Annotated in this window: 23 protein-coding genes and 1 pseudogene; 11 read left to right on the top strand and 13 right to left on the bottom strand. The window is 57.8% G+C overall.

The features are described 5' to 3' along the window. Positions 1-251: 251 nt before the first annotated feature. A complete protein-coding gene (locus BG60_RS24850; protein WP_033536228.1) occupies positions 252-431 on the top strand; it encodes a hypothetical protein in 180 nt (59 codons plus the stop codon). Between the two features lie 255 nt (positions 432-686). Here the strand turns inward: BG60_RS24850 and BG60_RS24845 are convergent, their stop codons facing one another. The 4 genes from BG60_RS24845 to BG60_RS24830 form a co-directional block, all read right to left on the bottom strand. After that, positions 687-1,250 carry a M48 family metalloprotease gene (locus BG60_RS24845; protein ID WP_033536229.1) on the bottom strand — a complete coding sequence of 188 codons (564 nt, stop codon included), beginning with the start codon at positions 1,248-1,250 and terminating at the stop codon, positions 687-689. A 2-nt stretch (positions 1,251-1,252) separates the two neighbouring features. After that, entirely contained in the window at positions 1,253-2,113 is an 861-nt protein-coding gene (locus BG60_RS24840) for an oxidoreductase (protein ID WP_008348423.1), read from the bottom strand. An 87-nt stretch (positions 2,114-2,200) separates the two neighbouring features. Beyond that, positions 2,201-2,482 carry a hypothetical protein gene (locus BG60_RS24835; protein ID WP_235366229.1) on the bottom strand — a complete coding sequence of 94 codons (282 nt, stop codon included), beginning with the start codon at positions 2,480-2,482 and terminating at the stop codon, positions 2,201-2,203. A gap of 38 nt (positions 2,483-2,520) precedes the next feature. Further along, positions 2,521-3,138, bottom strand: a complete 618-nt coding sequence (locus tag BG60_RS24830; RefSeq protein ID WP_008348427.1) for a hypothetical protein — start codon at positions 3,136-3,138, stop codon at positions 2,521-2,523. Positions 3,139-3,622: 484 nt separating this feature from the next. Here BG60_RS24830 and BG60_RS24825 point away from each other — a divergent pair, with 484 nt between their 5' ends. Beyond that, complete coding sequence (locus BG60_RS24825; RefSeq protein ID WP_034473164.1) at positions 3,623-4,777, top strand: porin; 1,155 nt, start codon at positions 3,623-3,625, stop codon at positions 4,775-4,777. A 171-nt stretch (positions 4,778-4,948) separates the two neighbouring features. Here BG60_RS24825 and BG60_RS24820 read toward each other — a convergent pair whose 3' ends face one another. From BG60_RS24820 to BG60_RS24810, 3 genes are all read right to left on the bottom strand, one after another. Next, positions 4,949-5,515: a ProQ/FinO family protein gene (locus BG60_RS24820; RefSeq protein WP_008348430.1), complete on the bottom strand. Its 567-nt coding sequence runs from the start codon at positions 5,513-5,515 to the stop codon at positions 4,949-4,951. 117 nt (positions 5,516-5,632) lie between these two features. Next, positions 5,633-5,899, bottom strand: a complete 267-nt coding sequence (locus tag BG60_RS24815; protein ID WP_008348433.1) for a hypothetical protein — start codon at positions 5,897-5,899, stop codon at positions 5,633-5,635. Positions 5,900-6,063: 164 nt separating this feature from the next. Then, the gene (locus tag BG60_RS24810; RefSeq protein WP_008348435.1) at positions 6,064-6,708 is read right to left on the bottom strand and encodes a TetR/AcrR family transcriptional regulator; all 645 of its coding nucleotides are present in this window, start codon (positions 6,706-6,708) and stop codon (positions 6,064-6,066) included. Positions 6,709-6,803: 95 nt separating this feature from the next. Between BG60_RS24810 and BG60_RS24805 the strand changes: the two genes are divergently transcribed. Beyond that, positions 6,804-7,925, top strand: coding sequence for an MBL fold metallo-hydrolase (locus tag BG60_RS24805; protein WP_008348437.1), 1,122 nt, complete (start codon positions 6,804-6,806; stop codon positions 7,923-7,925). Here the strand turns inward: BG60_RS24805 and BG60_RS24800 are convergent. Then, positions 7,916-8,782 carry an NmrA family NAD(P)-binding protein gene (locus BG60_RS24800; protein WP_034473153.1) on the bottom strand — a complete coding sequence of 289 codons (867 nt, stop codon included), beginning with the start codon at positions 8,780-8,782 and terminating at the stop codon, positions 7,916-7,918. The two genes, BG60_RS24805 and BG60_RS24800, sit on opposite strands and share 10 nt — an antisense overlap. A gap of 213 nt (positions 8,783-8,995) precedes the next feature. Between BG60_RS24800 and BG60_RS24795 the strand changes: the two genes are divergently transcribed. The 4 genes from BG60_RS24795 to BG60_RS38805 are packed head-to-tail and all read left to right on the top strand — an operon-like array spanning position 8,996 to position 12,601. After that, the gene (locus BG60_RS24795) at positions 8,996-9,811 is read left to right on the top strand and encodes an HTD2 family dehydratase (protein WP_034473152.1); all 816 of its coding nucleotides are present in this window, start codon (positions 8,996-8,998) and stop codon (positions 9,809-9,811) included. A gap of 27 nt (positions 9,812-9,838) precedes the next feature. Continuing rightward, positions 9,839-11,002 carry an acyl-CoA dehydrogenase family protein gene (locus tag BG60_RS24790; protein ID WP_008348445.1) on the top strand — a complete coding sequence of 388 codons (1,164 nt, stop codon included), beginning with the start codon at positions 9,839-9,841 and terminating at the stop codon, positions 11,000-11,002. A 12-nt stretch (positions 11,003-11,014) separates the two neighbouring features. Next, complete coding sequence (locus BG60_RS24785) at positions 11,015-12,193, top strand: CaiB/BaiF CoA transferase family protein (RefSeq protein ID WP_034473151.1); 1,179 nt, start codon at positions 11,015-11,017, stop codon at positions 12,191-12,193. 39 nt (positions 12,194-12,232) lie between these two features. Continuing rightward, positions 12,233-12,601, top strand: coding sequence for a hypothetical protein (locus tag BG60_RS38805; RefSeq protein ID WP_160172910.1), 369 nt, complete (start codon positions 12,233-12,235; stop codon positions 12,599-12,601). A 932-nt stretch (positions 12,602-13,533) separates the two neighbouring features. Here the strand turns inward: BG60_RS38805 and BG60_RS24775 are convergent. Further along, positions 13,534-13,839 carry a hypothetical protein gene (locus BG60_RS24775; protein ID WP_033536239.1) on the bottom strand — a complete coding sequence of 102 codons (306 nt, stop codon included), beginning with the start codon at positions 13,837-13,839 and terminating at the stop codon, positions 13,534-13,536. A gap of 217 nt (positions 13,840-14,056) precedes the next feature. On the opposite strand from BG60_RS24775, the gene BG60_RS24770 reads away from it, so the two are divergent. The 3 genes from BG60_RS24770 to BG60_RS24760 all read left to right on the top strand — a co-directional run bounded on the left by BG60_RS24770 (position 14,057) and on the right by BG60_RS24760 (position 17,976). Beyond that, the gene (locus tag BG60_RS24770) at positions 14,057-15,169 is read left to right on the top strand and encodes a hypothetical protein (protein WP_140401791.1); all 1,113 of its coding nucleotides are present in this window, start codon (positions 14,057-14,059) and stop codon (positions 15,167-15,169) included. A gap of 397 nt (positions 15,170-15,566) precedes the next feature. Continuing rightward, on the top strand, positions 15,567-16,220 hold the full coding sequence (locus BG60_RS24765) for a hypothetical protein (protein WP_033536241.1): 654 nt from the start codon (positions 15,567-15,569) through the stop codon (positions 16,218-16,220). A 676-nt stretch (positions 16,221-16,896) separates the two neighbouring features. Further along, entirely contained in the window at positions 16,897-17,976 is a 1,080-nt protein-coding gene (locus BG60_RS24760) for a hypothetical protein (RefSeq protein ID WP_033536242.1), read from the top strand. Between the two features lie 413 nt (positions 17,977-18,389). Here BG60_RS24760 and BG60_RS38320 read toward each other — a convergent pair whose 3' ends face one another. The 3 genes and pseudogenes from BG60_RS38320 to BG60_RS24750 form a co-directional block, all read right to left on the bottom strand. Then, on the bottom strand, positions 18,390-18,788 hold the full coding sequence (locus tag BG60_RS38320) for a hypothetical protein (RefSeq protein ID WP_140401790.1): 399 nt from the start codon (positions 18,786-18,788) through the stop codon (positions 18,390-18,392). A gap of 543 nt (positions 18,789-19,331) precedes the next feature. After that, positions 19,332-19,712: a hypothetical protein gene (locus tag BG60_RS24755; RefSeq protein ID WP_033536243.1), complete on the bottom strand. Its 381-nt coding sequence runs from the start codon at positions 19,710-19,712 to the stop codon at positions 19,332-19,334. A 1,499-nt stretch (positions 19,713-21,211) separates the two neighbouring features. Then, positions 21,212-22,036, bottom strand: a pseudogene (locus BG60_RS24750) (3-oxoadipate:acetyl-CoA acetyltransferase). 760 nt (positions 22,037-22,796) lie between these two features. On the opposite strand from BG60_RS24750, the gene BG60_RS24745 reads away from it, so the two are divergent. Continuing rightward, positions 22,797-23,708: a hypothetical protein gene (locus BG60_RS24745; RefSeq protein ID WP_140401789.1), complete on the top strand. Its 912-nt coding sequence runs from the start codon at positions 22,797-22,799 to the stop codon at positions 23,706-23,708. A gap of 275 nt (positions 23,709-23,983) precedes the next feature. Here the strand turns inward: BG60_RS24745 and BG60_RS24740 are convergent. Then, on the bottom strand, positions 23,984-24,203 hold a 220-nt coding region (locus BG60_RS24740; RefSeq protein WP_034473148.1), incomplete at its 5' end, for a transposase domain-containing protein.

Genomic DNA, 24,203 nt, shown 5'->3' with positions numbered 1-24,203 from the left:
ATAGTAGATGCAGTTGATGACATTTGTCGCGGACGGCAGGCAGCGGATCGGCGTTTATGAAAGCAGTGCGAATCGACAAAAATCCCGCTGCTTCAACGCCTTATGCCCGCCCACTGATGAATTGCCTTTTTTTGTGCAATATACTGTTGCCTCAGCGGCGTCGACACGACGAGGAACCGGGCGATGCCGCGCGTCTCTCAAGCGCATGTCGATTCATCTTTCTAAGGCCATCTCCTCCAAGCGAGTCCCCGATGAAAACGTCCTTGAAGAAATCTCTCGTGCTTCTGGTGCTGGCGGCGTTTGCCGCGCCGACGCTGTCGTTCGCGGCCGCGGAGTATCCCGACAACAAGCCGCGGCCCGCCTATAAAAAGAAAGGCCAGAAGCATCATCACAAGAAGTCGGCGACACCGCCCGCTTCGCAGACGCAATAAGACGGCACGGCTCATAAAGGCACGGGCGTCCGTTAAGGACGCCCGTGCCTTTTCGTTGGATGACGCGTCTTGTCAGGCCGCTTCGATTCGTTGCGCCACGAGATTCAGCACGCGTTCCAGCACATCGCCATCGACCGGCTTCACGAGATGATCCCGGACCTTCGCTTTCGACGGAAATCGCGCCGCCATGCAATTCGACGAGATGCTTCGCGAGCGCCAGCCCGACGCTACCCATCGAGGCATTACGCGCGGCAACTATTGCGACGTCGACACGAGGCGCGCACGCATCGCATCGAGGCGCGCTGCATCGACATGTCCGCGCGCCGCCATTGCTTCGAGCGCAGCCAGGGCCAATGCCGGGCCGCAAAGCGCGGCGGCTTTCGCATCCGCATCGAGTTCGAAGGCGGCGGCGCGTTTTGCGGCACGCACGCTCCAAATCTTCAGACAGACGAACAAAGTGAACGCGAAGCCGATACCGGGAAAGGTTATGCGCCAGAGATCATCTTCCGATGAAATCGCGAAGACGATGCACGGTACCGATAACAGCATCATCACTGAAAGCACGGTCCATGCGAAATCGAGCAGCATCGTCTTGCGTTGCGTCGCGTGCCCGACTTCGTGCGCCACGACGATACGAAGCAACGGCTCCGGCAACGCGAGCGTGGCGCGATCAAGTTCGATGCGATTGAACAAGGCTTCGTAGCACGGTCCGTTCGACGTATTCACGAAGCGCACGCGCGGCGTTGCAACGTGCAGAAGAGCGGCATCGTCGGCGACGAGCGAGAGGATGCGCTGTTCCTGCGCGGCGAGCCGCTTCATGATCACTGCACCGGGTTATCGGCCCACTGGCTGCGCGCCTGCCACGCGTCGATATCGGCGTTGAGCTTCGCGAGCTTGTTGCGCACGAGTTCGAGTCCGGGGCCGCCGAGCACGAGATGTCCCGGCGGCTCCGGCGATGTGACCGCTTCGATGATGACCTGCGCCGCGCGCGCCGGATCGCCCGGCTGCTTGCCGCTTCGCTCCGCGATCGCCGCGCGTCGCGTGCCCGAAGTCTGCGCGTAATCGTCGATCGGATTGCGCGTCTGCTTCAGCGAGCGGCCCGCCCAGTCCGTGCGAAACGGGCCGGGCTCGACCGCCGTCACCTTGATGCCGAGCCCTTCCGTTTCGCGTCCGAGCGCTTCACCGAGACCTTCGAGCGCGAACTTCGTCGCGGCGTAATACCCGCTGCCCGGATTGCCGACCAGCCCGCCCACGGATGTGATATTGACGACATGTCCCGAGCGGCGCTCGCGCATACGCGGCAATACGGCTCGGATCATCGCGGCCGCGCCGAAGAAGTTCGCTTCGAACATCGCGCGCACTTCGTCTTCCTCGCCCTCTTCGACAGCCGAGAGATAGCCGAAGCCCGCGTTGTTCACGAGCACGTCGATATGATCGAAGGCGGCGTAGGCATCGGCGATTGCAGACTTGATTTCATCGGCACGCGTGACGTCGAGACGCACGGCGATCGCTCGTCCTTCGCCACGCTCGACGAGATCGCCGACGCTATCCGGATTGCGCGCGGCCACGACAGCGCGCCAGCCCTTGTCGATCACGGCGGAAGCGAGTTCGCGGCCGAAGCCGGTCGAACATCCAGTGATGAACCAGACGGGCGTATCGTGGCTGCCTTTCGAAGCTGTCATTGCGGTTCTCCATGTAAGCGGATCTCGCTACATGTTGAAGCAATTTCAACGCGCGTGCTTGCGGGCTCCTCGTCGAACGGCAGTGACTTATCGCATTGCCGGCATGCGAATGGCGCGATGATTCCGCGGCTCGAACAGAACCGCCTGCTCGACACGCGCCGCGATCTTTTTCCATCCGGCGAGCTCTTCGTCGAGCACGGCAAGCGTCAGAAGAATGCGTTCACGATCGTGATTCGTGCGCGCGAGCGTCGCGCTTTCACGCATCGAGACGAGCGTGGCCTCGCGCTCGGCGATCTGCTTCGCGATTCTTTCCCGCAGGCGTTTCAGCGATTCGTCCATGTTCGTATGACCGGTTGGTGTCGCCGTCATACGCGCAAACTTCGCGCCCGATCATGTTCGTGGATACTTCATCCCGCATCGCCCGCGCTGATCGCGGTTTGCATGCTCCTCAACAGCTTCGTCAGATAGCGCAATAGGCCGACCGTATCGCCGAATTCGATGAAACCCGGCTTCACACCATCGCTGAAGAGCAACGTTCCGTCGAGCGAGTGATCGACGATCAAGCCGGCGTAAGCAGCGTGCGGCATGTAGTCGTCGCCGGCGAGGCTGAACGTATTGCCGTTCACGGCCGCATCGCGCAGACGCATCAGGAACTGCACTTCGGGCGCGCGCGACGCCGACAAGCGATGGATATCGAAGTATTCGGCGACCGCGAGGATCGCATTCGAGCAAGGCACGGTCAGCGCGAACGCGATGCGCGCATCGGCCGTATCGAACGATGGCCACGACCGCGCGTCTTCCGGCGGCGGGCTTTTGGTGGGCGTGCCGTCCTCGCTGTGCGCGTGCGCTTCCGGATGCGAGCGCTTGCGCGTAAGTAGGGGCTGCGCCTTCGCGAAGTCCGGCGGCGGCGCGCCGCGCTCGATCCAGTCGGACAGCAGGCTTGCGTAGGCATGGAGCGCGGTCAATTGCGCGTCGATGAACGCGACGCCCGCTCGGCAGGCGTCATGGTGTTTTTGCTCGGTCATACCGTCTCCCTTGTTTTTTGAGTTCGATCTAAAGACACACCCGCGTTGCTTGCATGATCGCCTGCCCTGCGTTGCAATGCGCGCGCCTGTTCGCAGGCCGTGGTGCGGCGGGATGGACCGTTAGTTGCAGACGGTGCATGGAGAATCGGGTGCCGCTCGTGACGCTGCTGTGGAAGAAACGCTACAAGGCGCTTCGCGGAATTTACCGATACCTGACGACGCGCTATATTCCACCGGCTATAGCGTCAGTCGCCGGCCGAAGGTGCCGAGGCAACGCGACTTGCCTGCGTTCTTGCAACGGGACATCGCTCGTTTCGTCTGACGAAGTGCCCTACCCATCACGAAGCACTCGACCTTTGCGAAATTCCTTCGCGAAGCCGGGATGGCCGCGCTCGCGCTCAACGAATGCGTGGCGGCGATTCCTGAACCGGGCCGCGTCGAGCGGCATCCGCTTCACGCGGACAACACCAAGGAAGAAAGAAGAATGAAGAAGCACATCGTAGCGGCGGCCGTTCTCGGCATGTTCGGCATCGCGGCACACGCGCAAAGCAGCGTCACGCTATACGGGATCATCGATGCGGGCATCACCTATGCGAATAAAGTCGCGACCGCGAGCGGCCACGACAGCCTAGTGAAGTACGGCGACGGCGTCGCGTCGGGTAGCCGCTGGGGCCTGCGCGGCACGGAAGATCTGGGCGGCGGTCTCAAGGCGATCTTCGTGCTCGAAAGCGGCTTCAACAGCGGCGACGGCACGCTCGGGCAGGGCGGCGCGTTGTTCGGCCGTCAGGCGTATGTCGGTCTGGCGAAGACCGATTTCGGCTCGCTGACCTTCGGCCGTCAATACTCGTTCTCGACCGACTATCTCAGCAGCAACTACACGATGGGCAGCCAGACGGCCGCCGGAAATTACGCGTATCACATCAACGATCTGGATCAGCTGACGTCGAGCCGCATCAACAACGCGGTCAAGTTCAGCAGCGCCAATTTCCACGGCGTGACGTTCGGCGCGATGTATGGCTTCTCGAACTCGACGAACTTCGCGGGTTCGCCCACGACGGGAACGGGCACGTCTGCCGTGCAAGGCGCCTCAAGCGCGTACAGCTTCGGTTTGAACTATGCGCAAGGCCCGTTCGGCATCGGCGCGGCGTACACGAACATCCGCTATCCGAATGGGGCGACGCCGGCGTTCAGCGTGAGCATCGCGAACGTGAACACGCAAGGGCTGCGCGATCTGGAAACGTACGGTATCGGCGCGCGTTACACGATCGCCGCCGCGACGATCTGGGCGAATTGGACGCATACGCGCTTCGAGCCGATCACGGCTGCATCGTCGAACCTGAACAACTATGAAATCGGCGGCAAGTACGCGTTCACGCCGGCGCTGAACGCGGGCCTCGGCTACACGTTCTCCGATCTCGGCGGCAACCTCGAAGGCAAGTGGCATCAGATCAACGCCGTGGTCGACTACGCGCTGTCGAAGCGCACCGATGTTTATGCGAGCGGCGCGTATCAGAAGGCGTCGGGCAGCAACAACGGCACGCCGGTGCAAGCGGAGATCGGCTCGTCGGCGTCGTTCATCGGCAGTGCGGGCGCGAACACGCAGTTCGTGACGCGCGTCGGTCTGCGTCACCGGTTCTGATCGAAGGTTGATTCGAAGAAACGCGACGCTGAAAGGCGTCGCGTTTTTTGCGCCCTTTATGATTCGGATAGCGAAGCATTCGGGCCACGCTATAACGAACTTTTGGACTAGCGCGAAAGGAAAAGGGAAACCCGCGCGCGATGCGAACTGCGCGCGGTGTCGCGTCTCGCGTTACTTGGCGGATTCCGCGGACTCTGCGGCTTTCGGAGCGGAAGCGGTGGCCGAAGCCGACGCCGACGCCGAAGCCGAGCGCGCCAGTCGATTCGTTTCCAGATAAACGGCGCGTTCCGCATCCGCCGACGATACTTCGCCCGCTTGCGCGCCAGTCAGATCGAGTCGGGGCGCACCTTGCACGAGCGCGGTCCAGTAACGGTTGCCGCGGCACCAGACCTTGATCGCCGCACGCAGTTCTTTCTCGTTGAGTCCGAGTTCTTCCGCGTGTTTCATCAGATCTTCGAAAATGCCGACCTTCAGCGGAACCTTAGGCGCGGGATTCTTCGGAAATGCGAGCGGAAAACGCTTCTGCAGCTTACCGATGGTATGCACGACAGGATCAACCGGCTTCGATGGCGCCGCGGCAGGCCTGGACGCGGCCGCCGCGGGTTTGGACGGAGCCGCCGCCTTCGCGCCCGCCGGCGCGGGACGCCGCACGCGCGGCGCCTTCTTCTTCGCTGCGTTGCTGGCAGCAGCCTGTTTTGCGAGTTGCTCTTTCAGTCCGGCGAGTTGTTCGAAGCCCATCACATCGTGCCCGTAGAAAACGTATCGCGATTTTAACAGCCTCCGGTGACGGCCTCGTTGCGGGCGGCTTTTTCGGGCGAGCATCGGTCCGAAAAAACCGCCCTCTCAGCGTCGCGCTTACTGTCCGCCCGAATAGACGTTGCAGAACGGTCGCGGACTGCAATTGCTCTGCGTGCCGCCGGTCCAGTTCGCTGTTCTCCCGCTCCTGCTCTGCCCCGGTGCCACGCCGCCATAGGCCGTGTCGCCGGACGACGCGGCGCCCTGCGCGTTCTGCTGAACGGGTGCGGGGATGGACTGCAGGGTATCGCTCGGCTCTTGCGCCTGAGTGAGGGCGACGAGGGAAAACGCGGCCACAAGCGTGGTCGTAACGAGGACGGTCTTCATGACTTTCTCCTTCGACGAAGGCTTACCGCTGCCCGACGATAAAAACCGCCAGGTGAACGCCGTGCGCAAGAATCCGCGCACTTTTAGACCCTATACCTTAATCGCGGCGAAATCTGCTTATTCGGGTTCGCGCATGAACGTTCGGCTTCTTCGCGGATGCTGCGTCACCCGTGTTTGGGCGCAGCGCGTTCGTAGCGTGCTAGAAACATGTCGGCGGCGGCTTCGGCCACTTTCTTTTGCTCGCTCTTCGATAACGGCGGCTGGCCCATCGTCACTTGCGGCCAGAACGCGAAACCCTTGACGATGCCATGCAGTTGCTGCCCTGCGAAAACAGGGTCGGTGACTGCGAGCCGGCCATCGGCGGCGGCTTTGCGAATCCAGGCCGTCACGTCTTCCTCGCGTTCGCCGATGCGCGCCACCATATCCCGCGCGCGCTCGGGCGAGTGAATGCCCGCCGCGATCGCCACGCGTGCGAGCGACAGAAAGGCCTCATCGTTCATGAGGCGCAGCTTGCGCGTGAGCATCGCGAGCAGTTGCGCGCGCAACGGTTCGCTCGCGCTATAAGCCACCGCATCGCCGGTCTCGCTCGTATCCCATAGCCGATGCAGGATCGCGGCGAACAGCGCCTCCTTGCTCTCGAAGTGGTTATAGACAGTGCGTTTGGAAACGCCCGCGCGCGCGGCGATGCGGTCCATGCTGGTGGCGTCGTAGCCCGCGGCGATGAACTCCGCAACGGCCGCGTTCACGATCGCGGCGCGCTTCCGGTCAGTCAGACGCTGGGGAATGTCGTTGATGTCGCTTGAATCCATCCCCACATTTTACACCGATCGGTTTACTTTTCTCTCAAAATTAAACTACACTGTGCAGTCTACTTTCCGCTTCGGGCTCACGTCCCTTCACGTTCATGACTTCGTTCGCCGATCGCATCAGCCGTGCCCTGGGTTTCGCCGCAGCAAAGCGCGGACGCGCGTTGTCGAGCGCATCGCCGCAACATGACGGCGAGCGCTTTCGCAATGTGAAGCCGCGTCCTGTCGAAGGCTTCGGCAAGACGCTGCGCATCATGTGGAACATGCTGCTCCACAAACCGCGCAACACGATGCCGACGCAAGCGCCGACCGTCGATACCCTCACCCGCGCCGATCTGGATGCCGCGCCCGACCGCAGCCTTTTCCGCCTCGGCCATTCGACGATGCTACTCAAGCTGCGCGGCGAATACTGGCTGACGGACCCGGTGTTCGGCGAGCGCGCGTCGCCGTTCAAGAACGTCGGGCCGAAGCGCTTTCACGCGCCGCCCATCGCGCTTGGCGATCTGCCGCCGTTGCGCGGCGTGGTCCTGTCGCACGATCACTACGATCATCTCGATCGCGAAACCGTGCTTGCGCTTGCCTCGACGACAGCGATCTTTCTCACGCCGCTGGGCGTCGGCGATCGTTTGATCGAATGGGGCATCGATGCCGCAAAAGTGCGTCAGCTCGACTGGTGGCAAAGCGCGCAGATCGACGGCCTGACGTTCACCGCCACGCCCGCGCAGCACTTCTCCGGCCGCAGTCTCTTCGATGGCAACAGCACGCTGTGGGCGTCGTGGGTCATCGTCGACGATGACGTGCGCGTGTTCTTCAGCGGCGACACCGGCTATTTCGACGGCTTCGGGACCATCGGCGAGCGCCTCGGCCCGTTCGACGTCACGCTGATCGAGACCGGCGCATACGATCCGCAATGGCCGTACGTGCACATGCAGCCCGAGGAGACGGTGCAGGCGCACATCGACTTGCGCGGACGCTGGCTCGTGCCGATTCACAACGGCACGTTTGATCTCGCGATGCATCCGTGGCAAGAACCTTTCGAGCGCGTGACGGGCCTGGCGCTCGCGCGAGGCGTCGCGGTGGCGACACCGCGCATGGGCGAGCGGCTCGATCTCGAAGCGCCGCATCGCGGCGAGCGCTGGTGGCGTGATACCGTCGATGCGCCGAAGCCGGCGTCATCGTGGCGGATGTGCGCGTCGCGGGCCGAGGGCGTTCACGATTGACGTCCGGCGAGCTTGCGGATCACATCGACGATGGGCGCCTTGCCTTTGACGATATCTTCGCTACGCCCTTCGAAGTCGATCCATCCGTCGTTGAAGCCATCGAGCATCTGAATGCGCGGCATCGGATGCTTCATGCCTTGACTCGCGAACAGTCCTTCCCACGTCTCGCGTTGCACTGCCTGCGCGCGCACCGGCTTGCCGAGCACGGATGAAAACGCAGCCGAGATATCGTTCGGGCTCGTGCGTTGCGGTCCTTCCAGTTCGACGACGCGCATGCCCGTCCATGTTTCCTGCATGAGCTTCGCGGCGAGTTCGCCGATGTCGTCGGTGGCGGTCATCGGAATCGCGCGATCGAGCGGCTGCAGAAACGAATGCACGATGCCTTCGTTGCGCGCCGAATCGACATCCCATGCGCAGTTCTCCATGAACCAGCCCGGCCGCAGAAACGTGACGGGAACAGGCTGCTTGCGAAGCGCTTCTTCGAGCAGCGTGCGCTGCGTAAGAAGATTGATTTGAGCGGCTTGCGCGCCGATCGTCGACAGGCACACGATCCGGCGCGGCCTGGCACGCGCGATGGCCGCGACGATCGCATCGATGACTTCGCGCGCTTCCGGAAAACCCGGCGCGGGATCGAATTCCGGCGGCGGCAGAACGAACACGGCTTGCGCGCCTTCGAAGGCGCGAGCGAGCGCATCGGCATCGGTCATCGTGGCGCGTGCGAGTTCGCAGCCGCTCGCCGACCAAAGCGCGCCCTTCCTCTCATCGCGCACGACGGCGCGTACGGGCTTGCCCGCTTTCAGCAGCGCGTTTGCGAGCGCACCGCCGACTTGTCCTGTGATTCCCGTGACGACATACATGATCCGGCTCCTTTCTCGTGATGCGTTTGACTTCGACGGATCGAATGTTATGGCGCTGCGTCGCGAAGAAAAATGGCCCGCGCGTCATGAGATTGATGACACCGCGTCATAGGTTGAACCTATGCCCGGCACATGAAAGCGATATTTCCGCCCCGCCCGATATTTCTCTAAAGTCGTAATTCACCGGCCCCGCCCGGCAATGGAGACGACACAATGAAAACAGAGCGCGCCGTCGATATCGTTGCGCCCACATCCGTCGCGGCCCTCGCGGCCACACTCGATCACGATGCCGCCCCGCATGAAGGGGATGCCCTTCCGCCGTTGTGGCACTGGATCTTCTTCCGGCCCATTGCAAAACAGTCGCTCATCGCGGAAGACGGTCATCCGAAGAAAGGCGGCTTTCTGCCCGATCTCGGTTTGCCGCGCCGCATGTGGGCCGGCGGACGCCTGCGCTTCCCCGCGCCGGTGATCGTCGGTGAACGCATTACGCGCGAATCGACGATTCTCAATGTCAGCGAGAAGCAAGGACGCACCGGCAAGCTCGGCTTCGTGACAGTCAGGCATCGCATTTACCGCAGCGATGCCACCGCGATCGAGGAAGAGCACGACATCGTGTATCGCGAGCCGGCAGCGCCCGGTGCGCCCGCGCCCGCTCCGGTCGCCGCGCCTCGCGATGCGCAATGGCAACGCGACCTCGTTCCCGACGAGACATTGCTGCTGCGCTATTCGGCGCTCACCTTCAACGCGCATCGCATTCACTACGACAAGCCTTATGTGACGCAAGTCGAAGGTTATCCGGGACTTGTCGTGCATGGGCCGCTCATTGCCACCTTATTGATGGACCTGCTGCGCCGCGAGTTGCCCGACGCGACCGTCATCGACTTCGCGTTCAAGGCGCAGCGCCCGTGTTTCGCGGGCAATACGCTGCATCTGTGCGGGCAGCCATCGGCGGATGGCAGGACTGTCGAACTCTGGTCGAAGGATCACGAAGGCTGGCTCGGCATGACGGCGCGCGCCACGCTCGGCTGACGATCTCCACACATCCGCAGGCACATCATGATCGAATCGACATCCGACGCTTATCAGGACATTCGTGAGGCCGTGCGCGATCTCTGCGGCCAGTTCACCGGCGAATACTTTCGCAAGATCGACGAAGCACGCGGTTATCCCGAAGCATTCGTCGATGCCCTCACGAAAGCGGGCTGGCTCGCCGCATTGATTCCGCAGGAATACGGCGGCTCGGGTCTGGGGCTTACCGAAGCGTCCGTCATCATGGAAGAGATCAATCGCTCGGGCGGCAATTCGGGCGCGTGTCATGGGCAGATGTACAACATGGGCACGTTGTTGCGTCACGGTTCGACGGAACAGAAGAAACGCTACTTGCCGAAGATCGCATCGGGCGAGTTACGTCTGCAATCGATGGGCGTGACCGAACCGACCACCGGCACCGACACGACAAAGATCAAGACGACCGCGGAAAGAAAAGGCGATCGTTATGCGATAAACGGCCAGAAGGTGTGGATCTCGCGCGTGCAGCATTCGGATCTGATGATTCTGCTCGCGCGCACGACGCCGATGGCAGACGTGAAGAAGAAGAGCGAAGGCATGTCGATCTTCATCGTCGATTTGCGTGAAGCAATCGGCAATGGCCTCACGGTGCAGCCGATCCTCAACATGGTGAATCACGAAACCAACGAGCTCTTCTTCGACAATCTGGAGATTCCTGCCGAGAATCTCATCGGCGAAGAAGGCATGGGTTTCAAGTACATACTCGATGGCCTAAACGCCGAACGCACGCTGATCGCGGCGGAATGCATCGGCGATGGCTACTGGTTCATCGACAAGGTCACGCAGTATGTGAACGATCGAATCGTGTTCGGGCGTCCCATCGGGCAGAATCAGGGCGTGCAGTTTCCGATTGCGCGCGCGTACGTCAATGTCGAAGCCGCGAACCTGATGCGCTTCAAGGCATGCGAACGCTTCGACGCGCACAAGCCTTGCGGCGCGCAGGCGAACATGGCGAAGCTGCTCGCCGCCGATGCATCGTGGGAAGCGGCCAACGCCTGTCTGCAATATCACGGCGGCTTTGGCTTCGCGGCGGAATACGATGTCGAACGCAAATTCCGCGAGACGCGTCTGTATCAGGTCGCGCCGATTTCGACCAACCTGATTCTCTCTTACGTCGCCGAGCATATCCTCGGCCTGCCACGTTCGTTCTGAAGGAGGCCGGTCATGCGCCCGCTGCAAGGCATCAAGGTCGTCACGTTCGAGCATGCAATTGCAGCGCCCTTCTGCACGCGTCAGCTCGCCGATCTCGGCGCGCGCGTCATCAAGATCGAGCGTCCAGGCACAGGTGATTTCGCTCGCAACTATGACGAACGTGTGTCGGGACTCGCATCGCATTTCGTGTGGACGAACCGCTCGAAAGAAAGCGTGACGCTCGACGTCAAGCATCCTGAAGCACTCGATGTCGTGCACAAGCTGCTCGCCGATGCCGATGTATTCGTGCAGAATCTCGCGCCCGGCGCGGCGCAACGGCTCGGCCTCGATTACGACGCGTTGAAGGAGCGCTATCCGCGGCTCATCGTGTGCGACATTTCCGGCTATGGTTCCGATGGCCCGATGCGCGACAAGAAAGCGTATGACTTGCTGATTCAAAGCGAAGCGGGTTTTCTGAGCATCACGGGTTCGGAAGGCGCACCGGCGAAAGCAGGCTGCTCGATCGCAGATATCGCCGCCGGCATGTATGGCTACACGAACATACTCGCGGCGCTCATCGAACGCGGACGCACCGGGCGCGGCAAACGCATCGACATTTCGATGTTCGAAAGCATGGTCGAATGGATGGGCTATCCGCTCTATTACGCGATCGACGGTCAGACGCCGCCGCGCAAGGCGGGCGCATCGCACGCGACGATCTTCCCTTACGGCCCTTTCCCCGCAGGCGATGGCAAGACCGTCATGCTTGGCCTGCAAAACGAGCGCGAGTGGAAGAAGTTTTGCGAAATCGTTCTTCGTATGCCCGAGCTTCAGCGCGACGAGCGCTTCTGTGCACACAGCCTTCGCGCGCAGCATCGCGACGAGTTGATGCGCCTCATCGTCGATGCATTCGCCTCATTGACGGCCGCACAGGTCATCGAACGGCTTGAAGAAGCGCGCATCGCGAATGCGCAGATGAACGACATGCACGATGTCTGGAAGCATGAACAGCTCGAAGCGCGCAATCGTTGGACACAGGTCGATACGCCCGCCGGCAAGATTCCCGCGCTCTATCCGCCCGGACGCTTCAGCGCCGATGAACCGCGCATGGACGCCGTGCCCGCGCTCGGCGAGCACACGGAATCCGTGTTGCGCGAACTGGGGCTGAACAGCGAAGCCATCGAACGCTTGCGCGCGGCGAAGGCGATCTAGGTTCGTCGCATCGTCACGCCTTGCCAGCGATCGCGGTCAATGTGCTCGGCGATCAACTCGATCAACGTCTCGCGCACGGCGACGGTCGCTGAGTTCATCGGCGCATCGTTGGGCCAGCAAATGCTGGCCGGGCGCCTGATGATCGGATCGACGATTCTGCGCATTTTCGGCAGCAACGCCTCGTTCCATTGCACGATCGCGGACGAAGGCAGAATCGTGCAGGCTCTGCCCGAATGCGCGATAAGCAAAAGCGATGGCAACGAGTCGATATCCGCAACGATGTTCAGCTCGATGGTTGTTTGCAAAGAAAAACTGTTTCGGAGCAAACAGACCTGTTCTTGCGTTTTGATGCTATTAAAACTGTCCTGCCACCAATTCCCTCAGACCCGCATTTGCAAACAAACCTGACTTCAGATCCCTAACCCGTTGAATCTACGTTGTTTTTTCTTTCCACACTACGTCTACGCTGACCTCTGTGCCCTCGGCAATCACACGCCCGGCTTCGCTTGCGCGACACCTGACTGGTGCCGCCGGTTGAACCATCGCTTTCGTACTCTTTGGAATCAAAGACTTAGCAAACACGGTGCAAACAAAACTGAACCCGTAGTTCGTGTTTGCAAAAGAAATCTTTACTACAGAGGTTGCAGTGATGCACTCAGCCCTAAAAGTCGTTGAACCCGACATTACCCCGTTTCGTGATGGCACCGACGTTTAGGTATTGCCCTCTGTTAGATAGAGAGGTCTCCTCGCGTGAGCACGTCGAATATTGCGGATGCTCCGTCGAGACGGACGCTTGCACGCAACAACCCGGCGTTTAGGTCTGGAGAACCTTCAGCCTGCGACTCGCACGCGGTGCTTGATAAGTGCTGAGCGTAGAGCCCGTTGATGAGTTCGGCTGCGGCATCTACGATATACGGATTGTCCAATCGGAAAATCTGTCGTTGAGGGATGTTTCGTTTCCTGATGCAGGCACTCCGTTTTATTCGCCAAGTGGCGCTCGCATGACGGACTTGATCCCAGCAGGCCTAAGAAATGCGGGCGCTATTTCGTCGCCATCTTGATGCAGACTCCCTAGCGCGCAGATGCCCGAAGATCTGATAAAGACGATTTCGCGTGTTCATTTGGAGCATGCCCACCAACATCAGTGTACAGACCTCAAAAATGCAATGCCGTGAGCAAGGCTATCGGCGGCTAGGCGCATTTGATTCGCAGCGTGCTTGCGCAAACTGCGTTCATCCTCAGTCGCCGCAGTCTCAGCCAGCAGCCTTTCCCTGATTGTTGCGCCGACTATGATTACGCATTGTTCTTTCAGCATCTTGATATTGTCAACGCTGGATGGGCTAGTCATGGCAATCCCTCTTTGTGAGACTAGTCTCTTGCTCCCAAATCTCAAGACCTAGACGCCAAGGTTTTTGATTTCGCCAACAGCTGAGAATCGGCTGGTCGGCCAATGCCGCTCGCAAGGAATCAATCTCACAATCGCAAATTAGGGCAAGGCAATGTGCTACCACGGTCGCATCCGCATGCGCGAAGTTTGCAATGGCGCTTAGGGCTAACTCGAGCTCAAGGCTTTCAACGGCGCCAACCGCTTCCGTTGCTTCGCTTGCTGCGCCCGTCTTGCGGCGGTAGACCTCTTGAAGCGTCATAAGTACCTCCTTGCGCGCGATACAGAATTTGCAAACAAATCAACAGTTTCGCGTTGAATCTGTATAGGACGCACCCTACTGTCGCTTTCGATGCATGATTTAGAATTACGCTAGCCGCGCCTCGGAGGCCAAGAACAGAAGACCTGCCGCGTCTGACTACAATATGCTTCGCACTGACACCAGATTCGCAACCGATCCGCAAAACCGGGGAACTCCTTTGGCAAGCTTCGATTTCATATCACTTAAAGAATTTAGACTTTCTCTTGAGCGCGATTTTTCCGAAATGGAGCGATGTCTAGAGGTAGGAGCGTGGAAGAGCGTCCAAGTACTCGCAGGCAGTGTTGTAGAGTCTTTGTTGATCGATTATTTGCTTTCAAGCAGCCATCCGTCGCGGTCTCCAAAAGACCCCCTTCGAATGGACCTTGCCGAAGCCATCACGATTTGTCGCCAAGAGAAAGTTTTGTCGGATCGGACCGCAGACCTGTGTAGTGTGATCCGATCGTACAGGAATCTAATTCATCCAGGCCGCGTGGTACGCCTAGAGGAGCCAGCGCCGGACCAGAGCAGTGCCACAATCGCGAAAACACTCATCGAGATGATTGTCGAGGAATTGGCTCGAAGCAGGAGGAAATCGGTCGGGCTGACCGCTGAACAAATTGTGTCGAAGGTGCGACGTGATGCGAACTCAACGACCATTGTTAAACACCTCATTCTCGAGGCAAACGAAAGTCAGCGGGAGCGGCTGGTTCTGAGTCTGATTCCGGACGCATACATGACGGGAAACTACGAATCAGATTTCTTCGATGACGAGCCGGAGCGGCTCCGTGGCGCGTTCCGAGTCGCGCTGGAGCAGGTATCACACGAAGTCCAAACCAGAGTCGCGGCGGAGTTTGTCAGAATCCTCCGTGAGGAGGATGGCGATTTCGTCGCCCGCTACTGCGAGGCGTTTTTCGTCGCGTCAGATATCGAATATGTGGCAAAACAACACCAACCGCTTGTCACGGAGTTCCTCCTTGGGCGACCTACCCGCGTCCATACTTTTGGAACACTGCGCGTCCTAAAGGGAATCGTTTCCTTTCTGACCCCGAACGAGGCCGAAATATGGGTCGATCCTTATGTCCGCACCATCACATCCGCTGAGACCCACAGCGGTTTGAAAGCTCGCGCGAAAGAACAATTCGGCGAAGAGTTTGTGCGCACTACCGGAACCTTCGATACAGCCGTGATGGCACGGCTTGACGCTTGGCGTCAAACGTTCCTTGAAAGCGGCCAGTCAAGCCGCGCCGAGAGCGCCGCTGAGATGATAGACCTTGTTGACATTCCCTTCTAGTTGCACGCGTCGTAACCTAAATCTGATGAACTTGCGTCGGAAATTGACGAATCCTGGTTACGGTTGAGCTAAGCGCAGCGGTTACCGAAAGTAGCAAGGAAAATGAACGCGCAGGGATTCGCAGCGGGACCTTGCCTATCCGATGTCCGCTGACCAGCTTCACAATCAGCCTACATCCTGCGCTGCTCGCCGCCCTAGCGCGCGCCGCGTGGATCTTCGACCAACCGCAACGAAGGCAAAATTTTAGATAAAGCGTCGGTTCGATGGCACTCGCTATATGTAGCGTGACTGGACGTACTCGCGCACCATGCCCATGGTGCCGAGCGCGACGTACGCGGGTAAATCACGTCGCAGTAGCAGATGCAGCCAACAGCTCAACTAGACAGGACATTCTCAAATGCAGCACGCAAGTGACACGCTGTTTGCCTTCAGCGAACTCCGCCTTGCCCGTCACATAGGCATCGCAAACGGCCTCAAAGGCCGACTACCCTCGGACCTGCCGATTCTCACGTCGCCCACGAATGCCAAAACCTTCAAAGCGATTGGCACGGAACACGAGTCGACCTGTTTCGGCTTCGGAAAAATGGCGATCGACGACCTCGACATCCTTACACTTCGTCTTCAACTTGGCGGCACCCAGATTTATTGGCTTGCAGATGTGACCGATGCAGAGGTGTGGCAGGCGCTCGACAAATGGCTCAAGCGTCAGGTTGTTCCGTATGCTTTTGAGGTGGTGAATGGTCTTGGTCGCAGCAAGACGGTTGCTTTCGGGAAAGCTCACATTTCGAGCGAAGCGCCGAAGACCAACTTGCTCAGAGGGCGGACTAGCACCAACACCCTCGAAGAGGGATGGGACAAAATGATTGATTTAGCTGCAAGCGGTATTGTCCAGTTGCAGGCAACCACAGACATTCCTAGAATTCCTCTTAGTCAGGTACTCGTCCACATCTTGGTAACAGAGCAGTATAAAGGCTCCGCTCAAGCCAAACTAGTACGCCGAGGGACGGTTCTGACAACGGCAGCTTCTGCAGGCGCAAGCGGTATCCACTGACGACTCGCGAAGAGAACTCTTCTACTGGTTTGATAAGGCACGACTTCTCGTCGTGCCTTGTTTTTGGGACGATCCTCGTCTGGTGCGCTCCAGGACTGCTCAAAATGCCCAGAGCGCAGAGCGTAACGCCTTACAACCCGGCGGATGGCGTGGTCCCGTGCTTGCCCACGGGACTACTCAAGCGCTAACCGCCTACTGACGAACCATGGGCATTCGATATGCATAACGCCATATTGAGCTCCTCAGTCTTCTTTTAAGAAGAAAGATTCTTGTCTGCACGGGAATAATAAACACTCAATTCGATAAGCATACTAATGTAATGTAGGTGGCGCTGACCTATCGAACCGAACTCAGTCTACGACGAACCGCGTCGAAATACGTCCGCGAGCTTCGTTCCGTTTTTTAAAATGGATTGAAGCGCGAACGCCTGCAAAGCGCACATTGCGTAGTCAGCAATCCGATTGACCTCAGGTCGAGTGAACTAAATAAATGCGTGAAGCGCCAGAACGTACGGAATAAGAAGATGGCTAATGTAGAGCACCCTTGGGCGTATGTAAATGCCACTGGATCAGACCATGTGAGCGCTTGTCAGGAACGCATTGCGCGAATTCCGCATGGGGGCAAGCCGCTTGGCAAAACATATTGGAGCCCGCACAGGTCGGGAGCGAGATTGCCAATGGACCACGTGGTTCTGAAGAGCGGCACGACATTTTTTAAATATCGAAACAAAGCTGACGAGTCCAAAGGTGGGCCGGGTGAATCACTGTCACATCTACTATTCAAAAAAGCGATCGCGAGACTGACAGAAACTGAGCTCAGGCTTGGTGACCTCGGCCGTCACAAAGTCAGTGTTGAACATGGTGAAATAGAGAAGAAAATCGAGCGTGATGGCAACGCTTACTTCGCTGATGCATACCTACGGTTCACTTCACCGACAGATCTGGCAATGCGGTGGGCCGGTGAAGTATATGTTGAGGTCTATCATCAGCACTTCGTGCCGGCAGAGAAGGAAAAGCGCTTAAGGGAGCTGGAGTTGCCTGTCGTTGAAGTCAAATTACCTGACTTCGCGAAATATCAATATGAAGATGAGAGCACAAAGGATCGAGAGGAGAAGCATATTGCCTGGGTATGTAGCACTCTTCAGAAGGCCGGCAACTTTCTGGCAGGAACCGTGATCAGCGACAGGCGCTCCAAACCCTATCTTGAAGTGTTGGTCCAGGGATTGGAACAGAAGCTACTCACGGCAAATGCAGACCTCCGGGCAGAGCGTGAACACGCCCGTAAGCTCCTCGATAAGGCGGAGCAGGAAGCGGCGGGACTGAGAGTGGCCAATACAGCCCAGCAGGAACGAGCAGACCAACTCGCAACCTCCTCGCAAACTATCCGCGGTGAGTTGAAGGAATTGCGCAATTTCGTGCACGCTCTGAAACTCCAGCTTATGTCAGCAAAGGTCGATGCTGCGCGGGCAAACGAACTAACCGCAAAGTCCGTGGCGGAACTCGCGGCATATCGAAAAAAACAACGTAGATGGCTTGTGATTGAGAGCGTGATCGGAGTGGCAGCCGCTCTTGTACTGATCTCGGGATGGTTGGTCTCCTGCGCCTCGTCTCGTGCACAGGCGCAAGCTGTTTCGAGTTCGGCGTCGAGTAAACCGTTGATCTCGTCCGCCGAGACGGGAACAGCTTTTAAAACTCCAAGAAGTAAAGTGCATCGCATAGCTGGTCGTCTTTCCGTTCCTGCCGGTCCGACCAAGTGATCAGCGACAAGCGACGTCAGCGTGTTGCGTGGCCGGCTCAAAAGCGAAGTAACTCGCTGCCTGAACTGGCGTTGCTATGCGAGGCCGGCAGCGATTATGGTGGAGCGGTTGGATTTCCGTGCATTTTGTTTGAGCCGGCGGTCAAAAACGCTGATGTCCAATTCCGGTCGCAGGTTCATCGTAAGCGTACAGATTAAAGTGCAGAGATTAGGCGTTCACAGGCTATGGGCAACAGCGGCAACAAACTCGCTTGAACATGGGGAAGACATTACAAAAATACAGGATCGGTTAGGGTTACAAACATTGCGGCGACACGAATCTATGAAGCGTCGCCGCAAGCGACCCAAAGTTCTCGGACTTTCAAACTCATGTATTGATCGTGCGCAGTCACCGTGGGTGCACGATAGACATAACTATTTGTTTCGTCGATGAATTTGGCGAAGATCCCGATACATTTTTAAAGCCACCTCTGGTGAGGTCCGGAGAAAGTGACTCTCCTTTTCTCCGGTATCGATACATGCAAAAATACCGTCTTTGGCTCCTCCATCGGCAGGTGGCGGGAGATTTTCCCAAAGGCTTGCGATACTCGAGAAAAATTCCTTCGCTTTCAAGCTCAAGTTGTTACTTGCCAATTCATCCAGGCAGGACGCCGTGCGGCCGAGATCCTCTTGGAGATAGGTCATGATATCTGCACCCTGTTGCCACGGATGTTCAACAAAATCTGAATTTACACCTGCCGGAAGATGATCGGTGTCGACAACGCTAGATGCAACGTGATCGGGTTTGACGACGACCAAGTAGATTTTCGCCATGAATCCCTTCTATAGAGTTTGATCTATAGAGGTTAACGGCTGGTCTAATGATTTTTTAAGTGTTCCACGAAATTTTTTCAACAGCCGCCAGTCGCAAACTTACATCCATAGAAGCAAAGCTTAGGAAACTTTAATCGCGTCTCGGGTTTCGCTGCACCAAGGTCATCGCCGTGTAACCATCCGAGCCGAATTCAGCCTGCGGAAACGTGGACGAAAACCGCAGCGCTCAGTCACGTTCAAGTGCCGGCAGTCCGGGCATCTTCAGCACGCCGACGTCAATGCAGCGCGGAGTCGGGGCCGGAGACGTTCTCCGGCCAAACAGACATCCGGAGGGCGTCGCGTGATTTACTCCTTTTGGGCTGGTATGCGAGCATGCTGAACGATTCGCCAAGCCGCAAGTAGTCCCGCCGACTCAAGCGTGTCCGATTCGTATTTCAGTGCATGAGCAGCTTCAGTGAGATGGAGCTGCGTGCGAAGCGGTTTCCACATGAAAGTCCGGATAGCCCGTCGCTGACAAACAGCACCAAGCAAAGCAAGCGGTCGCTAGCGTACACCATTTATCATTGCCCACGCCTCATCGAAGGTGAGGCCATTTTTTAGCAACACATCCAGCGCTTGGTGACGCTTGGCTTTTTCTTCGATGTAGTCTTTCAAGAAACCAGCGGCAAGCCGACGTCGTAAAAACGCATGGTCAACGGGTCGAAAATTGGGCATTGCAACCAAGGATTCACCAGCGTGATTCAGTGCCTCAAAAAACGCTGTAACGAACCGTTCCCAGCGCTCAAAATTCGGGGTTGCACGCAATTCAATATCCTGCTCCTCACATCCCGACCGGGTGTTGAAGACGGCAAAGGTGTAAACATCGCTCGTGGTCCAGTATTGATAGTGGCCTTGTTCGCAAGCGAGCTTGGGCGTGTGGGTCATGGTACTGAGGGCTGGCAGTTAAAGATGAACCGTATAGCGAGACTTTAAATTGCGGCCACATGTCCGCGAAGCCGGCATTTCGCTGGCTATGGATCGACCGGTTGTGTGAGTATTGGGATTTTGATGTGAAAACGGCTTTACACGGGAACGTCCTTTAACCTCACCGAAGCAGGTGAAGTGCGGATATGTCCGCAGCGGCAGATTCACAGGCTTACCCTTGTCGAGCGGTGTCAACCGCGCCCACAGCCTGAACGATGGCGCTCTCTGACGAGGTAATGCTCACCGCGCGCTGGTCGTTGACCACGTTCAATTGATGACGAGCCAGGACACCGCAGTCGTCTGCCCGATAGCGGAGCCCACCATTTAAACAGCAGGTTGGCATTGCTGGCGTGCGCAAGTGCGATGAGCGCGGCAGATGCCTCCGGACCGAGCGCCGCCCTCACGATCTGCCGCTTGAAATCCAGCGAGAACTTGGGCGTTTGATTCGCGTGGCTTACGTTGCCCTATCCGTGATGGTGTTCGCCATTTATATGGTGCGCGCCAACCAACCTCAAAACTCGTTGGTGTATGGTATCGGCGACACGCCTAGAGATCAATCATGGGTTATCGCATGTTGTTTGATGCATGAAAAAAGGCCGCACACGCGGCCTCTTCAATCATGTCGATTAAGTTCAGAAATAACGATGTGGTTGTGGGCTAGGAATGACCGTCTGTTCACTCGCTATCCAGTTCGCCATTCTATTGACCTTTCTTTGGACATCAACTGGCCCTTCAACCACCATCATGTTGGCATTCTCTGCATCAATTACCTTGATGTCCGGGGAGCGCCATGATGCGTTTTACATCGCCCGCCGGCTTCTCGCCGTCTCCGATGAACAACAGTACAAACCGTTTCATTTTTTGACCTCGTGTTAGGAAGGTAGCTCCCTCGTGCCCTGCCGGGCCGCTTCCAGTCCAAGCGAGCTACACGCGGTGTATAGCAATCCTCTCATAGCAACGGTTCCGAGCCTTGTTCTCAGGTGATCCTAAAGACCTGCATTTCCTCAAGCTGACCTCGGACAGGCCACTTAGCTGCGACTGCCAGACACGCCATAGCCGTCCTATTCCTTCCCCGAAATTAGCCGCCTGGCACTGTGGAGACCACTGTCAACATACCGACAAGCAGACCAAGATAACAATCCTTGGGGGACGTCATAGAACAGCCCATTGCTTCTGCCGAAACAACCGTTCTCTCGCAACAGGGAAACCCAGCTGCAACGCTCCTTCATTGCCAGGCGCTGCAACAACCAAGCCTCCGCCATCTTCGCATTGCGTCGAGGCTGCTACACCAGTTTGTCTCTTTCACCCAATTCGGTTTCGGTGCGCGAACAATCGCTAGAATTGCCCACGGTTGAGCAGGGCGCCCTAGGCGCAACTATGCAAAGAAGGCGGCAACGCTCAAATGCGTCGCCGAGCCTCACGCCCCTTCCTCCCTACTCTGTTTCTGTTTCGGAAGTCGCTCAGTTTAGGCTTAGAATTTCCCGTGCTTGAGCGGCAGTCGCAACTGGACGACCAAGCTCTTGACAGAGCTCAGCGATCTGACGAACGAGCGCTGCATTCGACGGCGCAAGCGTGTTCTTGTCCATTCGCACGTTGTCCTCCAGCCCAGTTCGACAGTGCCCTCCAAGCTCCAGAGACCACCGAGCCATCGTCACTTGGTGCCGTCCGATGCCGGCGCCAGTCCAAGTTGCATCGGGTGAGAGGCGCTGTAGGGTTCGCACGTAAAACTCAAGCACCTCGCGATCAACTGGCATTGCGTTCTTAATGCCCATCACGAACTGGATGTGCAACGGACCAACGATGGCGCCTGCCGCCTGCATCGCAGCTGCGTGGAAGATCATCGATAGGTCGAACGCCTCCACTTCTGGCTTGATTCCGTAGGCTTTCATCTCCGAGGCAAGCCAATTGATCAAGTCCGGCGGATTGTCGTAGACCCGAGTCGGTAAATTGACGGAACCCGTCGCCAGTGACGCCATATCAGGTCGCAACGAAAGCATGGCTCCTCTCTCATTGCCGGCACCGGAACGACCGCCGGTGGACACCTGTGTAATCATGCCTGGCGCGTGCTTACGGATTCCCTCCAGAACCAGCGCGAATCGATCTGAATTCGACGTGGGCGTCTCGTCGTCGTTGCGCACATGGAGGTGTACAAGCGTCGCACCAGCCTCGAACGCCGCTTGAGTCGATTCGACCTGCTAAATCACTGTAATGGGAACTGCCGGGTTGTCTTTTTTGCGCGGCAGTGATCCTGTGATGGCAACCGAAATAATACAGGGCTTGTTCATGTCTCTTCTCGACAGATTGTGTATGGAAGTCGTGGGGGCGCGCGCGAATAGTGGCGGGAAGCACTGCGTCGGTCTTCCCTTCGTTTTTCTTCGGTCGACCCTGTTTGAACATGGTACAGCCGGCGCTTCCAACCCGCCCGATAACGCGCAGTCTTTTGGACGCAGTCGCTGACCGTCCATATCGCAGCGCTCCAAGTGAGCCTGTTTCTTGAGTGCGACACCGACGACACATGAGGTTTGCTGCAAGTCCAGAAATACTCACAAGATTGTTCGACTGTAGACGCGTCGATGGGCGGTTTCGCAGGGTCCGTGAAGGGGCGAAAATCAACACTCGTGCAACGCATCTTCGAGACTTGAGAACGGCGCGTTCTGTTTTAACGAACGCCGACGCGCAATGTTTTCGCGCGTTGGCACGTCACGACTCGTATGTATTGTTGGCTAGGTAGCGCACCTCATAAGCGAAGGAGGTGCTCCGTTGACGACAAGAGGTTCGCGTAGATCGAGCATGTTCTCTGCATCCCTTGCTCGTGCGAAATCGTCCTATGCGAGGCCGGTGAAAAGTTTCTATCGGTCCAAGACGTAAGCGAAAGGCAGCTGGACCACGTCCGATCCCCGACAAATGGCTAAACCAGTGTGGTCCAAGCCTTCACGCTAGCCCTCAACCCCGCTGCTTTCCCTAGGTGTGCTCCCCACAGAAACAATTTAACGGGTACACGACTTCACGGTAGGATTGAGAGAACATTAGCTCGGAGGTGATGCCGTGAAGCTTGAGCCGAAACGCCTTAAAACTGTCACCAAGGTTGCGGGCCAATCACTTTCAAATGGCTTACTAGGTTTGGCAGCAAAGAACCCAGAACTTGGCTGGGTTGTGGCGTTCGCGACTCCTGTTGCCAACCAAGCGGTTGAAGGCGTTTCCAATTTCGTCGAGAACTATTTTCGCTCTCGTCTCTATCGAACTTCCCTCAATCAAGAAGTGTTTCGGGCGATCCCTTTAAGCGAAAAGCTACCTCTCGTGAAGGAAAAAGGAGACTTACGCCTGATCTTGGAAGAAATGGACTTCAAGCGCGCGAACACGGCACGCTTAGCTGAAATAATTCGCGGAGGCAAAGACGAAGGACGTCGAGAAATGCTCCGTGAATTTCTATGCGATGTTTTGGATGACATTTGGGTCGCGGACGCTCGAACCGCACGTGTTGCTGCCGCTGTCCTTACCGGGCTAAGCCGCTTCGAAGGAGGAATGAAAGGATATGAGGCAAGATTTGGTAAATTCATTTCAGACGGGATTGAAAATAACGACGCTGAACGCTCTGGCGCAATCGAAAGCTTAGGCTTCAACTTCGCAGTCGTCGGCAATCAAGGAATTACCGAGGCCCTGCAAAAGTGGCGTATTGACAACATAATGATTCGAAAGAAGGACGCGCGTGAAGACCTCGCGTTCCTTGGAGGTAGCGAAGACGAGTACGAGGCCGCTAGACAGCGGCACTACGAAGAGCGGAAGGAATGGATGCTGGCGTCGAGCCACGACTGCTCTCGCACGCTACAGTGGCTTGTCGAGCGAGGCCCAGACTATTACGAAAAAAACGAAATGGGCCAAGAACTGCTCGAAAACATGATTGCGTCCTTGGACTGGAATCAGGGTTTAGTCGCGGTGGCCAAGGCGCATTTGCTATAGCTCTCGCGCTCAGTGAGCTTTGGATGTAAAGACAAGTTCTACGCTGATTCCGAGCTTCGCACTGGCGGTTGCGCTGGATGCGCGGCCACGCCGCTCAGAGTCAAGAAGCTACGAGTCGGTGTTATTTGTAAGCGGCTCGGCTGGGCCGTGTCCTCATGCGCGCGCGAGTGAGGCAAGATGGTGTTGGTGATGGCGTGATGGAATTCGTGTCGATCACGAGAGATCGTGCCCACGATTGGCGATCATGGACACGATCTATCCAAATCTATTTAGATCTAGCCGGTTGATAGTGTGAGCGGGTTGGCTGGTTTCAGCTTGTCGGCCACGTTCCAGGGTAGCAGTTCGTCGATGCGAGAGATCTTGTGATCAGCGATGTGGGTCAGGACGTATTCCAGGTAGGCACGCGGGTTAATTTCGTTGAGCTTGCACGTTCCGATCAAGCTATACATCGCGGCGGCCCGCTCGCCCCCGCTGTCGGAGCCAACGAACAGATAA

Source organism: Caballeronia zhejiangensis (genome assembly GCF_000698575.1).
GTDB lineage: Bacteria > Pseudomonadota > Gammaproteobacteria > Burkholderiales > Burkholderiaceae > Caballeronia > Caballeronia zhejiangensis.
Note: the sequence above shows the minus strand (reverse complement) of the source record. Positions and strands in the feature narration are given on the sequence as shown.

What these genes read in the sequence shown, in the direction of transcription:
- BG60_RS24840 (WP_008348423.1), bottom strand. Translation starts at nt 2,113, where the DNA reads ATGACAGCTTCGAAAGGCAGCCACGATACGCCCGTCTGGTTCATCACT.
- BG60_RS24765 (WP_033536241.1), top strand. Translation starts at nt 15,567, where the DNA reads ATGCAGCACGCAAGTGACACGCTGTTTGCCTTCAGCGAACTCCGCCTT.
- BG60_RS24845 (WP_033536229.1), bottom strand. Translation starts at nt 1,250, where the DNA reads ATGAAGCGGCTCGCCGCGCAGGAACAGCGCATCCTCTCGCTCGTCGCC.
- BG60_RS38805 (WP_160172910.1), top strand. Translation starts at nt 12,233, where the DNA reads ATGTGCTCGGCGATCAACTCGATCAACGTCTCGCGCACGGCGACGGTC.
- BG60_RS24755 (WP_033536243.1), bottom strand. Translation starts at nt 19,712, where the DNA reads ATGACCCACACGCCCAAGCTCGCTTGCGAACAAGGCCACTATCAATAC.
- BG60_RS24775 (WP_033536239.1), bottom strand. Translation starts at nt 13,839, where the DNA reads ATGACGCTTCAAGAGGTCTACCGCCGCAAGACGGGCGCAGCAAGCGAA.
- BG60_RS24825 (WP_034473164.1), top strand. Translation starts at nt 3,623, where the DNA reads ATGAAGAAGCACATCGTAGCGGCGGCCGTTCTCGGCATGTTCGGCATC.
- BG60_RS24800 (WP_034473153.1), bottom strand. Translation starts at nt 8,782, where the DNA reads ATGTATGTCGTCACGGGAATCACAGGACAAGTCGGCGGTGCGCTCGCA.
- BG60_RS24850 (WP_033536228.1), top strand. Translation starts at nt 252, where the DNA reads ATGAAAACGTCCTTGAAGAAATCTCTCGTGCTTCTGGTGCTGGCGGCG.
- BG60_RS24760 (WP_033536242.1), top strand. Translation starts at nt 16,897, where the DNA reads ATGGACCACGTGGTTCTGAAGAGCGGCACGACATTTTTTAAATATCGA.
- BG60_RS24830 (WP_008348427.1), bottom strand. Translation starts at nt 3,138, where the DNA reads ATGACCGAGCAAAAACACCATGACGCCTGCCGAGCGGGCGTCGCGTTC.
- BG60_RS24785 (WP_034473151.1), top strand. Translation starts at nt 11,015, where the DNA reads ATGCGCCCGCTGCAAGGCATCAAGGTCGTCACGTTCGAGCATGCAATT.
- BG60_RS24815 (WP_008348433.1), bottom strand. Translation starts at nt 5,899, where the DNA reads ATGAAGACCGTCCTCGTTACGACCACGCTTGTGGCCGCGTTTTCCCTC.
- BG60_RS24795 (WP_034473152.1), top strand. Translation starts at nt 8,996, where the DNA reads ATGAAAACAGAGCGCGCCGTCGATATCGTTGCGCCCACATCCGTCGCG.
- BG60_RS38320 (WP_140401790.1), bottom strand. Translation starts at nt 18,788, where the DNA reads ATGGCGAAAATCTACTTGGTCGTCGTCAAACCCGATCACGTTGCATCT.
- BG60_RS24805 (WP_008348437.1), top strand. Translation starts at nt 6,804, where the DNA reads ATGACTTCGTTCGCCGATCGCATCAGCCGTGCCCTGGGTTTCGCCGCA.
- BG60_RS24810 (WP_008348435.1), bottom strand. Translation starts at nt 6,708, where the DNA reads ATGGATTCAAGCGACATCAACGACATTCCCCAGCGTCTGACTGACCGG.
- BG60_RS24790 (WP_008348445.1), top strand. Translation starts at nt 9,839, where the DNA reads ATGATCGAATCGACATCCGACGCTTATCAGGACATTCGTGAGGCCGTG.
- BG60_RS24820 (WP_008348430.1), bottom strand. Translation starts at nt 5,515, where the DNA reads ATGGGCTTCGAACAACTCGCCGGACTGAAAGAGCAACTCGCAAAACAG.
- BG60_RS24835 (WP_235366229.1), bottom strand. Translation starts at nt 2,482, where the DNA reads ATGACGGCGACACCAACCGGTCATACGAACATGGACGAATCGCTGAAA.